The sequence below is a fragment of the Klenkia marina genome, assembly GCF_900101025.1.
Lineage (GTDB): Bacteria > Actinomycetota > Actinomycetes > Mycobacteriales > Geodermatophilaceae > Klenkia > Klenkia marina.
The window spans coordinates 194,923-207,233 of sequence record NZ_FMUH01000005.1 but is presented as its reverse complement, the minus strand read 5'-3'; the positions used below and the strand labels follow the sequence as shown (position 1 = coordinate 207,233).

The window sequence follows — 12,311 nt, the reverse complement described above, 5'->3', positions numbered from 1 at the left end:
TCCGGGTGATGCAGGTCCCACCCGTGCTTCGATGCCGGGCATGAGCGAGCACACTCCCCGGCCCGGGTCCGTCGCGTTGATCACCGGCGGCGCGGGAGGCTTCGGTCGCGCCCTGGCCACCCGGCTGCGCGACGCAGACGTGCGGGTGGTGCTCGCCGACCTGGACTCCGAGCGCAACCGCTCGGTGGCCGCCGAGCTCGGCGTCGGCTTCGCCGTCCTGGACGTCACCGACCACGCCGCCAACCAGCGCGTCGTCGCCGACGTCGAGGCCGAGCACGGCCGGCTGGACGCCGCCTTCCTCAACGCCGGCATCGCCAGCTCGGCCGGCACCGATGCCCTCGACGTCGCCGACTACCTACGGGTCATCGCGGTCGACCTGCACGGGGTGGTCTTCGGCACCGACGCGGCCCGCCCGGCGCTGCGCCGGGCCGGCGGTGGGTCGATCGTGGTGACCGCGTCGCTGGCCGGCCTCTCGCCCATGCCCACCGACCAGGCCTACTCGATCGCCAAGGGCGGCGCGGTCGCCTTCGTGCGCTCGATCGGGCCGGTGCTGCACGCCGAGGGGACGACCATCTCGGCGATCTGCCCCGGGTTCGCCGACACCGCCATCATCGACCCCTGGCGCGAGCACTTCGAGGCCGCCGAGTTCCCGGTGCTCAGCGCCGACGAGGTGGCCGCCGCCATGCAGGCCGCCTGGGCCGGCGCCGACCCGGGTGCCGCCTACGTCGTGCAGCCCGGGGTCGGGGCGATCCCGTACCGCTTCAAGGGCGTCCCCGCGGCGAAGACCGCCGATGGCGGCTCGGCCGCCGTGCCCGCCCACCTGCGTGGCCCGCTGTGACCGCCCCCACGGCATCTGGCAAGGTCGGGACCATGCGCGCATGGCGAGTGCACTCCCTCGGTGACCCGGTCGACGTCATGACCCTCGACGAGGTGCCCGAGCCCGAACCGGGCCCCGGCCAGGTCAAGGTCAAGGTGCTCGCCGCGGCACTGAACTTCCCCGACATCCTCATGGCGCAGGGCACCTACCAGGAGAAGCCCCCGCTGCCGTTCACCCCCGGCGTCGAGCTGTGCGGGCAGCTGCCCGACGGCAGTCGCATCCTGGGCTCCCCGGCCGGCGGGCCCGGCGCGTTCGCCGAGTACGCGGTCGTCGACGAGGCCTTCGCCTGGCCGGTGCCCGACGGCATGAGCGATGCCCAGGCCGCCTCGCTGTACCTGACCTACCAGACCGGCTACGTCGGCCTGCACCGCCGTGCGGCTCTGCAGCCCGGCGAGTGGCTGCTCGTGCACGCCGGCGCCGGCGGGGTGGGCACCGCGGCGATCCAGCTCGGCAAGGCCGCCGGTGCGCGGGTCATCGCCACCGCGGGCGGGGCGAGGAAGACGCAGGTGTGCACCGAGATGGGTGCCGACCACGTCATCGACTACTCCAGCGAGGACTTCGTCGCCCGGGTCAAGGAGATCACCGGCGGCCACGGCGCCGACGTCGTCTACGACCCGGTGGGCGGCGACGTGTTCGACGGCTCGACCAAGTGCATCGCCTTCGAGGGCCGCATCGTCGTCGTCGGGTTCACCTCCGGGCGGATCCCCGCGGCGAAGGCCAACCACCTGCTGGTGAAGAACTACTCGGTGCTCGGCCTGCACTGGGGCCTGTACCGGCTCAAGGACCCGGCCCGCATCGGCCAGGTGCACGAGGAGCTGTGCCTGCTGTTCGCCGAGGGCAAGATCGACCCGCTCATCGGCCAGACCCTGCCGCTGGACCAGGCGCAGACCGCGCTGGTCGCCCTCGGCGACCGGGGCACGGTCGGCAAGGTCGTGCTGGTCCCGTAGTCAGACCGCCGGACGGGGCAGGTAGCTGAGGCGGGCGCGGCGGCGCATCACCACGCGCCGGGTGCCGTCGGCGAACAGCTGCAGCCGGTCGAGCTCCCACCCGCCGACCTCGCTCTGCAGCGCCATCATCTGCGCCGCCGCCGAGCGACCCGTGCCCAGCGGGATGCGCAGCGGGGCGTACTCCCAGTCTCCGGTGATCGACACCCGTCCGATGGTGCCAGCTCATCCCCACCCGGTCACCCGGTGGACGTGTCGAGCGCTGCGCGCCGGGACAGGACAGAGGGGTCCGTGATGTCGAACGACGAGGAGGAACCCGTGACCGAACCCGTCGACGTGCCCGAGGCCGACGTGCTGGAGCAGCAGCTGGCCGTCACCGAGGAGACCGGTCCGGAGCCGACCCCCGGCCTGGAGGTCGACCCGGCCGACTTCGCCGAGCAGGCCACCGCCGTCCCGCACGACGAGGACGACGACCGCCGCTAGCCGCGGGCGTCGACCAGCTGCAGCTGCCCGGTCTCCCGGCTGCCCACGAAGACCCGGCCGGTCGTGGGGTCCACCGCGACCGTGTTCGGCTGGCGGACGGTCGGGAACCGGGCGACCTCGGTCAGCTGGTCACCGGCGGTCGACAGGCCCACGACCTCGTTGGTGGCGGTGAGCGTCACCCAGACGACCTGGTCGGCGGCGTCGTACGCCAGGCCGTAGGGGTTGCCGTCGAGCGGGTAGGTCTCGGTGAGCTCCAGCGGGTCGGAGCCGTAGACCAGCATCGCGTCACCGCGGGTGTCGGCGACCAGGAACCGCCCCTGGCCGTCGGCCACAACGTGGGTGGGCCCGTCGCCGGCGTCGAGCACGGTCTGCAGCTCGCCGGCCGCGACGTCGTAGGTCGTGATGGTGAAGGCACCGACGTCGACGACGCCGGCGATGTCGCCCACCGTCGCGACGCCACCGGGCTGGGTCTGGCTGTCGAAGGTCTGGGTGACCTCGCCGTCGGTGACCACCGAGAGCGTGCCCCCCATCTCGTCGCCGACCAGGATCTGGCCGCTGGCGACCTGCGCGGCGTCGTGCGGGTAGTCCCCGACCTCGGTCTCGGTGACCTCGCCGCCGGGCAGCGCCACCTGCACCAGGGTGTTGGAGTCCTCGGCGGGCACCAGCACCGGCCCGCCGGGCGCAGCCAGCTGCAGGTGCCGGGCGTGCCCGGGCAGCATGACCTCCCGCTGGACGACGCCGTCCGCGTTCGTCAGCACCAGCCGGTTGGGGTCCCGCACGGCGACGGCCAGCAGCCCGGTCACCGGGTCGAAGACCATCCCCTCCGCGTCGGGGTCGAGGTCGACGACCGTCCCGGCCGGGTCGGTGGTGAGCTCGGGGGAGTCGGCCGGCTCGGCGGCCTTCGCCGGCTGCTCGGCGGGGGCGGCGTCGTCCCCGCCGGAGGAGCAGCCGGCGAGCACGAGGGCAAGGGGGAGGGCGAGGGGGAGCAGGACGGCGGCGGTGCGGCGCATCGGTCCACCGTGCGGGTTCCCCGGGTCGACCGCAGGGCGGCGCAACGAGAACGCTCGCGTTGATCATGCAGAACTGCAACGGTGGCGTGCGCACCGTCGGCGGGTCGGCGTTGCCGTTCTGCATGATCAATTGTGCAGGGGCCGAGCATCACGCGGCCGGCAGCAGGTCGAGCATCCGGTCGACCGCGACCGACCACGGGAAGTCGGCGGCCCGGGCGCGTGCCGCCTGCCTGCGCACGTCGACCGGCAGCGCCAGCACCCGCTGCACCCCGTCGGCGAAGGCGGTGGCGTCGTCGGCCACCGCCGCGCCGTGCTGCCCGCCGGTCACCAGCTCGCGCAGCGCCGAGCTGGCCGAGGCGACGACCGGGGTGCCGCAGGCCAGCGCCTCCAGCCCCGCGAGCCCGAACGTCTCGTGCGGCCCCGGCGCGAGGGCGACGTCCGCACTGGCCAGCAGCGCGGCCAGCCGGCCGCGGTCGGCGACGTGACCCAGCCAGCGCACCGGCAGGCCCGCCGCGGCGGCCCGCAGCCTGGCCGACTGGGGTCCGTCCCCGACGACGACGAGCGTGGCGCGCACCCCGCGGGACCGGAGGTCGACCAGGGTGTCGACCGACCGCTGGGGGTGCTTCTCGGCTGACAGGCGTCCGCAGTGCACCAGCAGGACGTCGGAGCGGTCCAGCAGCTCGGCACGCAGCCGGGCGTCGAACCGGTCGGGGGCGAAGGTGCGCAGGTCGACGCCCAGCGGTACCTGGGCGACCTCCGTGCCCAGCCGGGCGAACTCCTCGGCGGCGAAGTCGGTGCTGCACACCACCAGGTCGTGGCCGCGCGCGGTGCGGCGGTTGGCGGCGTCGGCGACCCGGCGCGCGGCCCGCGGGGGCAGCAGCCACTGGGTGAGCAGCCGGTCCAGCCGCTCGTGGGCGAGCACCAGCGTGGGCACGCCGCGGTCGGCGGCCCACCTGCCCAGCCCGCGCAGCGTCGTCCGGTCGGAGACCTCGATGCGGTCGGGGCCGAGCTGGTCGAGCAGCCGGCGCACGCGCCAGGGGTCCATGAGCCGGTAGCCGCCGGTGCCCGGGACGCGCGGGGCGGCCAGGGTCAGCCGGGTGACCGTGCCGGGCCCCACGTCGGCGGGGTCGCCGGCGGTGCGGGCCCCCGGGACGACGACGGCGACCGCGTGGCCGCGCTGGGCGTAGCCGAGGGCGAGCCGGTCGACCGCGGTCCGCAGCCCGCCGGAGGTGGGGTGGTGCAGGTTGGCCACGAGCACGATGCGCACCGCCCCACGGTGGGGGCCCGACCTGGCCGAGGGGTGTCGAGGAGGTGTCCCCCACCTGCCCAACGCGTTGATCATGCAGTTGGGCCACCTCGACACGCCGTCCACCGGCGTGTCGAGGTGCTCCTGCTGCATGATCGACGGGTCCGGGGGTGGGGCGTGCGTGATCATTCGCCCATGGGCTGGGCGATCGGTGCCGTGCTGGTGCTGCTCGTCGGGCTCCCGGTGGTCGCCGTGTGGTGGAGCCGGCGGGCGATCTGGTCGCGGTCGAGGCCGGGTCACGAGCGGGACCCGTTCGGCGACACGATGCGCCGGCACGGGCTCGGACCGGCCGCGATGGCTCGGGTGGAGAACGCGGTGCTGTGGGGCAAGCGCCTGGACGACCCAGCCGAGCGCGCCGCCGTCGTCGAGCTGGCCGCCGAGGCCGCACCTCGTCCCACCTCGCGGTCCCGGCAGTGGCAGGTCGTCTCCGGGCTGCTGTGGGTCGCTGCGGCGGTGGGTGTCCTGGTGTTCGTCGTCCTGACCGAGCGGTGGGACTCCGCCTACGTGTGGGGACTGGTGTGGCTGATCCCCACGGGCTGGGCGGTCGTCGGCCCTCGCCGGGCGCTGCGGCGGAACTCCGACTGACCCGGCTCGTCGCGGTGTGCGGGGCGAGAATCCGCACACCGCGACGAGGCGGACCGTCGGGCTCGGGCCTGGTCGATCAGCGGGAGTAGTGCTCCACGACCAGCTGCTCCTCGCACTGCACGGGGATCTCGCTGCGCTGGGGCCGGCGGGCCACGAAGCAGGTGAGCTCGGCCAGGCGGACGTCGAGGTACTTCGGCGCCTCGGCGTGCGCGCCGCTCGCGGCGACCTGGAAGGGCTGCTTGGGCTTGCTGCGCTCGGCGATCGCGACGACGTCGCCGGGCTCGACGCGGTAGCTCGGCCGGTCGACCCGCCGCCCGTTGACGGTGACGTGGTGGTGGGTCACGACCTGGCGGGCCTGGTAGATCGTGCGGGCGAACCCGGCACGCAGCACCGTGGCGTCCAGCCGCGACTCCAGGTCCAGCAGCAGCGCCTCGCCGGTCTTCGCGCCGGTGTTGCGGCCCTGCTTCTTCGCCCGGTCGAAGGCCAGCCGCAGCTGGGTCTCGCTGATGTCGTACTGGGCGCGCAGCCGTTGCTTCTCCAGCAGCCGCGTCTTGTAGTCGCTGGTGCTCTTGCGCTTGCGGCCGTGCTCGCCCGGCGGGTACGGCCGCCGCTCGAAGTACTTGACGCACTTGGGGGTCAGCGGGATGCCCAGCGCGCGGGACAGGCGCACCTTCGGTCGGGGGGTGTTCACGGGTCCTCCTCATTCGGTTAGCCTCACCTTACTCACACCCGAAGCGAGGACCCACGATGACGTCGACCACCCCGTCCGCCGTCCGGCCGAGCGCCGCCGAGCGCGCCCGCAGCGTCGCCTGCCGCCCCTCGGCCGCCGTCTGCGCCGCCGGCGTCTCCGGCTCCCGGGTGCTCGCCCACGCCACGACCCGGGCCGGCCAGGTGTTCCTCGTCGTCCCCGAGGACGGCGAGCTGCTCCACGTGGTCTGGTCCGCCCCCGAGGGGGACCTGCCCGCCCTGCTGATGGTCACCGACCACGCCCCCGTCCCGCTGCGTGACCAGGTGCGGGCGCAGCTGTGGCTGTCGGGCTGGCTCACCACCGTGCGCGCCGAGGACGAGCGGGCCGTCGCGCTGGCGTTCGCCGAGGTGCAGCCCGCCGGCGCGCTGCTCGACGTGGGCCGCGGCGCGGTGCTGCTGCGCATGGACCTCGCCGAGGTCGTGCTGGGGGAGAGCGGCACCACGGTCGAGCTGACCCCCGAGGACTACGCCGCGGCCGCCCCCGACCCGCTGGTCGCGGTCGAGGCGTCGGCCCTGCAGCACCTGGACGCCGACCACCCCGGTGAGCTGGCGCTGCTGCGCTCGCGGATCCCCGGCGGCTGGCTGGCCGCGGGAGACGTCGTGCGTCCGCTGGGCCTGGACCGGGCCGGCTTCCGGCTGCGCATCGAGGGCGCGCGGGGGCACCGCGACGTCCGGGTGCCCTTCGACGCCCCGGTGACCTGCGAGGCCGACCTCGGCCCGGCCGTGCACCGGCTCATGTGCGCGGCGAAGCGGTGCTGCCGGACCACGGACTGAGTCGCCCGCCCGAGAGCTCCACCCGCCGGTCGAGCGCGAGCTCGGCGAGGAAGCGCTCGTCGTGGCTCGCGACGACGAGCGCCCCCTCGTAGGCGCGCAGCGCACCCACCAGGTGCGCGACGCTGGTCAGGTCCAGGTTGTTGGTCGGCTCGTCGAGCAGCAGCAGCTGCGGGGGCGGGTCGGCGAACAGCACGCAGGCCAGCGTCGCCCGCAGCCGCTCGCCCCCCGACAGCGCACCCACCGGCAGGTGCGCCCGCGTGCCCCGGAACAGGAAGCGGGCCAGCAGGGTGAGCCGCTCGGACTCCGGGCGGTCGGGCGCGGTCGCGGCGAGCGCGTCGGCGACGGTCACCCCGGGGTCGAGCAGGTCTAGCCGCTGCGACAGGTACGCCACCCGCCCCTGCGCCCGGGCCACCGTGCCCGCGTCCGGAGGCAGCTCGCCGGCCAGCAGCCGCAGCAGCGTGGTCTTGCCCGACCCGTTGCCGCCGACCAGCGCCACCCGCTCGGGTCCGCGCAGCACCAGGTCCACCCCGCCCGGGAACAGCCCGCGGACGTGGACCCCCTCGGCCTCCACCACGGTGCGGCCGGCCGGTACGCGGGTCCCGGGCAGCTCGAGGGCGATGACGGCGTCGTCCCGCAGGGCTGCCTCGGCGCGGTCCAGGCGGGCGCGGGCGTCGTCGACCCGGGCGCCGTGCGTGCTCATCGCCCGACCAGCCGACTCCTGGGCCCGGCGCACGCGGGCGCCGAGCAGGATCTTCGGGATGCCGGCGTCCGGGGCCCGGCGGGCCGCTGACGAGCTGCGCCGCTCGGCCCGCTCGCGGGCCTCCTGGCGCTCCCGCTTCTCGCGCTTGAACGCCTGCTCGGCGCCCCGCACGTCCCGCTCCGCGGCCGCCTGCTCGGCGGCGACGACGGCCTCCCACTCGCCGAACCCCCCGGCGACGGTGCGCAGCGAGCCACGGGTGAGCTCGGCGGTGCGGTCCATGCGCTGGAGCAGCTCGCGGTCGTGGCTGACCACCAGCAGCGTGCCCGCGAACGCCTCGACGACGCCGGCCAGCCGGTCGCGCTCGCGGCGGTCGAGGTTGTTCGTCGGCTCGTCGAGCAGCAGGACGTCGGGACGGCGGAGCAACCGGCCGGCCAGGCCGACGGCGACCACCTGGCCGCCGCTGAGCGTGCTGAGGGGCCGGTCGAGCTGGACGTCGCCGAGACCGAGGCGGTCCAGCTGCGCGGTGGCGCGCTCCTCGGCGTCCCAGTCCTCGCCGATGGTGTCGAAGTGCGCCGGGTCGGCGTCCCCGCGCTCGACAGCGGCGACCGCGGCCAGCACCGGGGCGACGCCGAGCACGTCGGCGACCGTGCCGGCCGCGGTGAGCGGGAGGTCCTGCGGCAGGTGGGCCAGGACGCCGTCCACCGTGACCGACCCGGCGGTGGGGGCGAGCTCGCCGGTGATCAGCCGCAGCAGGGTGGACTTCCCCCCGCCGTTGGGCGCGACCAGCCCGGTGCGGCCGGGCCCGATGGTCGCGCCGATGCCGTCGAGCACCGGGGTGCCGTCGGGCCAGGAGAAGGACAGGGCGTTGAGCGTGATGGACACGGGAGGACCTCGCGGGGGTTCGCCGGGGGAGGGGGCGGAGGGCGAGGTGTCACAGCACGACGACGAGGATGCCCCAGCGCGGCCCGGCTGCGCACCCGAATTCCGCCGAGGCAAGGGATCCCTTCCACCACGGATCCGCTCCGCGCGTGGTGGAGGGGCTCCCTCGCCTCGGCGGGCGGTGGGGTGGCGGGGGCGAGCGGCGGCGGGGCCTACGCCTCGACGTGCTCGCGGAGCAGGGCGGCCAGCCTCGTGCGGCGGGGCTTCACGTCGACCTCCCGCACCGCGCGGGCCAGGGCCGCGCCGCTGGCGTGCACGATCGACAGGTGCTTCTGCGCCCGGGTGAGCGCGGTGTAGACCAGCGGGCGCGACAGCATCCCGCCGGCCTCGGGCGGCAGGACGACGACCACGCCCGGCCACTCCGACCCCTGCGCCCGGTGCACCGTGATCGCCCAGCCGTGCTTGAGGTCGCCCAGCGCCGAGGTGGGCAAGGTGCAGGGGCCGGAGCTGAAGTCCACCGACAGGGTGCCGTCGCCGGTGCCGGTGACCACGCCGACCTCGCCGTTGGCGAACCCCACCGGCTCGAGGTCGAGGTGGTTGGCGGTGGCCACGACGCGGTCGCCGACGTCGAAGCCCCACACCGTGCCGTCGCCGGGGTTGAGCACCGCCTTCAGGGCCTTGTTGAGCTCGATGGTCCCGGCCGGGCCGCGGTGCACGGGCGTCACGACCTGCACGGTCGACGGGTCGATCGAGAGCACGCGCGGGATCGAGTCGGTGACCAGCTGCACCACCCGGCGGGCGGCCTCGGCGCTGCCCTGCGCCGGCACGATGACGACCTCGCGGTCCTTCGCCGCCACCTGCACCAGCTCACCCGAGCGCACCCCGGTGGCCAGCGTCGCGATGGCGCCGCCCTCGGCCTGCCGGTGCAGCGTGGTCAGCTCGGTGACCGGCACGACGCCGGAGTCGATGAGGTCGCCCAGCACGTGCCCGGGGCCGATCGAGGGCAGCTGCGCGGGGTCGCCGACCAGCAGCAGGTGGGTGCCGTCGGGGCAGGCCTCCAGCAGCGCGGCGGTGAGCTCGACGTCGAGCATCGAGGCCTCGTCGACCACCACGACGTCGGCGTCCAGCGGCCATTCCTCGTTGCGCGCGAACCCGCCGGTCATGCCCTGCGCGCCCAGCAGCCGGTGCACCGTGGTGGCCGGGTGGTCGGTCAGCTCCTCGAGCCGCTTGGCCGCCCGGCCGGTCGGGGCGGCCAGCGCCACCTCGGTGCCCTTGGCCTGCAGCAGCTTCACCACGCTGGCCACGGTGCGGCTCTTGCCGGTGCCGGGGCCGCCGGTGAGCAGGCTGACCCCGGCCGACAGCACCTGGACGACGGCGGCCTTCTGCGCGGGGTCCAGCCCTGCGGCCACGCTCTTCACCGCGCCGGCCGGCGCGATCGGCTCGGCGGTGGCGGCCAGCCGGGCGATGCTCTCGGCCACGGCGTCCTCGGCCATGCCGTACCGGGCCAGGCTGAGGGTGCGCAGCGAGGGGTCCGGTTCGTCCTCGGACTCCTCGTCGAAGGGGGGCTCGTGCTCCAGGACGTCGCCGCTGTCCACCGCGGCGACCACCGCGGCGGCCACGTCGTCCACGCCCTCGGCGCGCAGCGCCGACAGCACCTGGTCGACCGGCAGCACGGTGTGCCCGTCGCGCGTCGCCGTCCGCAGGGTGAGCGCGACCAGCGCCCGGCCGCGGCGGGAGTCCTGCCGGTCGGCGCCCTTGAGCACGGCGATGGCCAGCCGGTCGGCGTCGGCGAGGGTGACCTGGTTGAGCAGCAGCAGCCGCCACGGGTCGTCACGCAGGCGCCGCGCGGCGTCGGGGCCCAGGACGTCGGAGACGCCGGCGGCCAGCTTGGCCGGCAGGCCCGCGGCGGCCAGCATCTCGACGACCTCGTAGGCGGGGCCCGCGGCGAGGAAGGAGGAGAACAGCCGTTCGGCGCGCTGGCGCCCGACCCGGGGCAGCTTGACCAGGTTGTCGGCGGTGACGTCGTCCGGGCGCACGATGCCGGCGCCGGGCAGCTCGGCGGCCGCGCGCTTGCCCAGCCCGGGCCAGAGCCCGGCGGCGGTGAAGGCGGCGAAGACGGGGTCGGGCGTGCTCATCCGGGACGGCGGTCGGGGTACGACGTGTGCGGCGCCGACACCTCGTCGAGGGCGAACCGGATCGCCGCGGGCAGGGTGACCTCCTCGGCGTCCAGGCTCACCTGCAGCTGGGCGGCCGTGCGGGCGCCGACCACGGGGGCGACGACGCCGGGCCGGTCGCGCAGCCAGGCCAGGGCGACCGCCAGCGGCACGGTGTGCAGGCCCTGCGCGGCGGTGCAGACGGCCTCGACCACGCGGTCGGTGGCCGAGGAGCGCAGTCCGTCGACGAAGCCCGACCACTGGGCCGAGGCGCCGCGGCTGTCGCTGGGCGTGGTGTGCCGGTACTTGCCGGTGAGCAGCCCGCGGCCGAGGGGGGACCACGGCAGCAGGCCGATGCCCAGCGCCTCGGCGGCGGGCACGACCTCGCGCTCGACCCCGCGCTGCAGCAGCGAGTACTCCATCTGGGTGCTGACGATCGGCGCCCGGCCCGGCCACGCCTTCTGCCAGGTGGCGGCCTGGGCGGTCTGCCAGCCGGTGAAGTTGCTGACCCCGACGTAGCGGGTGCGCCCGCTGCTCACCGCGGTGTCCAGCGCGGCCAGGGTCTCCTCGAGGGGGGTGTGCTCGTCCCACGAGTGCAGCTGCCACAGGTCGACGTGGTCCAGGCCCAGCCGCTCGAGCGAGGCGTCGAGGGCGGCCAGCAGGTGCCCCCGCGACGCGCCGCGGCCCATGGCGCCGGTGCGTGTACGGCCCACGGCCTTGGTGGCGACCAGGACGTCGTCGCGCGGGACGACGTCGCTCAGCAGCCGGCCCAGCGTGCGCTCGGACTCGCCGTCGACGTAGACGTCGGCGGTGTCGACCAGGGTCCCCCCGGCGTCGACGAAGGCGGTGAGCTGCATGGCGGCCTCGTCCTCGTCGGTGTCCCGGCCCCAGGTCATCGTGCCCAGCGCGAGCCGGGAGACCACCAGGCCGCTGTGCCCCAACGCCCGCTGTTCCACGAGGGGTCAACCTACCGGGAACCCCCAGGGAGCATCCGTAGGCTGCCGCTCCGTGGGTTGGGTAGAAGCAGTCGTCCTCGGACTCGTGCAGGGGCTCACGGAGTTCCTGCCGATCTCCTCCAGCGCGCACCTACGGGTGGTCGGCGCCCTGTTCGGCTGGGACGACCCGGGGGCGGCGTTCACCGCGATCACCCAGATCGGCACCGAGCTCGCGGTGCTCATCTACTTCCGGCACGACATCTGGCGCATCATCCGCACCTGGACGCTGTCCCTGGGGCGCAAGGAGCTGCGCCGCGAGGCCGACGCCCGCATGGGTTGGCTGATCATTATCGGCTCGATCCCCATCGTGGTGCTGGGCCTGCTGTTCCAGGACCAGATCGAGACCACGTTCCGCGACCTGCGGATCATCGCCATCGCCCTGGTGGTGTTCTCCCTGGTCCTCTACGCAGCCGACCGCATCGGTTCCAAGCAGCGCCAGCTCACCGACCTCACCGTGGGCCACGGCGTGCTGTACGGACTGGCCCAGGCGGCCGCGCTGATCCCCGGCGTGTCGCGGTCGGGCGGCACGATCACGATGGGCCTGTTCCTCGGCTACTCGCGAGCCGCGGCCGCCCGGTACTCGTTCCTGCTCGCCATCCCCGCCGTCCTGGGGTCGGGGTTCTTCCAGGCCTACGAGTCCATCGGCGGCGGCGTGGCCTGGGGCCCGACCGTCCTGGCCACCGTCATCGCCTTCGGCGTCGGGTTCGCCGTCATCGCCTGGCTGCTGCGCTACCTCGAGCGCGGCACGTTCACCCCGTTCGTGGTCTACCGGGTCGTCCTGGGCCTGCTGCTGCTCGCCGCCGTCGGCGCCGGTGTCTTGACGCCCTAACCTCGAGGGACGGGGAAGGACCCCGAGCT

The 12,311-nt window shown here is 75.1% G+C and carries 13 protein-coding genes; 6 read left to right on the top strand and 7 right to left on the bottom strand.

What is annotated here, in order from left to right:
- Positions 1 to 40: 40 nt before the first annotated feature.
- Both BLP29_RS15450 and BLP29_RS15445 read left to right on the top strand, forming a co-directional pair.
- On the top strand, positions 41 to 838 hold the full coding sequence (locus BLP29_RS15450) for an SDR family oxidoreductase (protein WP_092806075.1): 798 nt from the start codon (positions 41 to 43) through the stop codon (positions 836 to 838).
- Positions 839 to 870: 32 nt separating this feature from the next.
- Positions 871 to 1,824, top strand: a complete 954-nt coding sequence (locus tag BLP29_RS15445; protein WP_092806073.1) for an NADPH:quinone oxidoreductase family protein — start codon at positions 871 to 873, stop codon at positions 1,822 to 1,824.
- Here BLP29_RS15445 and BLP29_RS15440 read toward each other — a convergent pair whose 3' ends face one another.
- On the bottom strand, positions 1,825 to 2,028 hold the full coding sequence (locus BLP29_RS15440) for a DUF5703 family protein (RefSeq protein WP_092806071.1): 204 nt from the start codon (positions 2,026 to 2,028) through the stop codon (positions 1,825 to 1,827). It lies immediately after the preceding gene.
- Positions 2,029 to 2,139: 111 nt separating this feature from the next.
- On the opposite strand from BLP29_RS15440, the gene BLP29_RS21060 reads away from it, so the two are divergent.
- Positions 2,140 to 2,304 carry a hypothetical protein gene (locus tag BLP29_RS21060; RefSeq protein WP_165839397.1) on the top strand — a complete coding sequence of 55 codons (165 nt, stop codon included), beginning with the start codon at positions 2,140 to 2,142 and terminating at the stop codon, positions 2,302 to 2,304.
- Here the strand turns inward: BLP29_RS21060 and BLP29_RS15430 are convergent.
- Positions 2,301 to 3,314 carry an NHL repeat-containing protein gene (locus tag BLP29_RS15430; RefSeq protein ID WP_092806067.1) on the bottom strand — a complete coding sequence of 338 codons (1,014 nt, stop codon included), beginning with the start codon at positions 3,312 to 3,314 and terminating at the stop codon, positions 2,301 to 2,303. The two genes, BLP29_RS21060 and BLP29_RS15430, sit on opposite strands and share 4 nt — an antisense overlap.
- 148 nt (positions 3,315 to 3,462) lie before the next feature.
- Complete coding sequence (locus BLP29_RS15425) at positions 3,463 to 4,581, bottom strand: glycosyltransferase (RefSeq protein WP_092806065.1); 1,119 nt, start codon at positions 4,579 to 4,581, stop codon at positions 3,463 to 3,465.
- Positions 4,582 to 4,755: 174 nt separating this feature from the next.
- Between BLP29_RS15425 and BLP29_RS15420 the strand changes: the two genes are divergently transcribed.
- Positions 4,756 to 5,205 carry a hypothetical protein gene (locus BLP29_RS15420; RefSeq protein WP_092806063.1) on the top strand — a complete coding sequence of 150 codons (450 nt, stop codon included), beginning with the start codon at positions 4,756 to 4,758 and terminating at the stop codon, positions 5,203 to 5,205.
- A 76-nt stretch (positions 5,206 to 5,281) separates the two neighbouring features.
- On the opposite strand, the gene rpsD is transcribed toward BLP29_RS15420, so the two are convergent.
- Positions 5,282 to 5,896, bottom strand: a complete 615-nt coding sequence (gene rpsD / locus BLP29_RS15415; protein ID WP_092806061.1) for a 30S ribosomal protein S4 — start codon at positions 5,894 to 5,896, stop codon at positions 5,282 to 5,284.
- 56 nt (positions 5,897 to 5,952) lie between these two features.
- On the opposite strand from rpsD, the gene BLP29_RS15410 reads away from it, so the two are divergent.
- On the top strand, positions 5,953 to 6,726 hold the full coding sequence (locus BLP29_RS15410) for a DUF2470 domain-containing protein (protein ID WP_092806059.1): 774 nt from the start codon (positions 5,953 to 5,955) through the stop codon (positions 6,724 to 6,726).
- Here BLP29_RS15410 and BLP29_RS15405 read toward each other — a convergent pair.
- From BLP29_RS15405 to BLP29_RS15395, 3 genes are all read right to left on the bottom strand, one after another.
- A complete protein-coding gene (locus BLP29_RS15405; RefSeq protein WP_092806057.1) occupies positions 6,686 to 8,308 on the bottom strand; it encodes an ABC-F family ATP-binding cassette domain-containing protein in 1,623 nt (540 codons plus the stop codon). The genes BLP29_RS15410 and BLP29_RS15405 overlap by 41 nt on opposite strands.
- A gap of 209 nt (positions 8,309 to 8,517) precedes the next feature.
- Positions 8,518 to 10,440, bottom strand: a complete 1,923-nt coding sequence (locus tag BLP29_RS15400; protein WP_092806055.1) for an AAA family ATPase — start codon at positions 10,438 to 10,440, stop codon at positions 8,518 to 8,520.
- Positions 10,437 to 11,414, bottom strand: a complete 978-nt coding sequence (locus tag BLP29_RS15395; RefSeq protein ID WP_092806053.1) for an aldo/keto reductase — start codon at positions 11,412 to 11,414, stop codon at positions 10,437 to 10,439. The genes BLP29_RS15400 and BLP29_RS15395 overlap by 4 nt, the downstream gene beginning before the upstream one ends.
- 52 nt (positions 11,415 to 11,466) lie before the next feature.
- Between BLP29_RS15395 and BLP29_RS15390 the strand changes: the two genes are divergently transcribed.
- The gene (locus BLP29_RS15390; protein ID WP_092806051.1) at positions 11,467 to 12,282 is read left to right on the top strand and encodes an undecaprenyl-diphosphate phosphatase; all 816 of its coding nucleotides are present in this window, start codon (positions 11,467 to 11,469) and stop codon (positions 12,280 to 12,282) included.
- Positions 12,283 to 12,311: the final 29 nt, after the last annotated feature.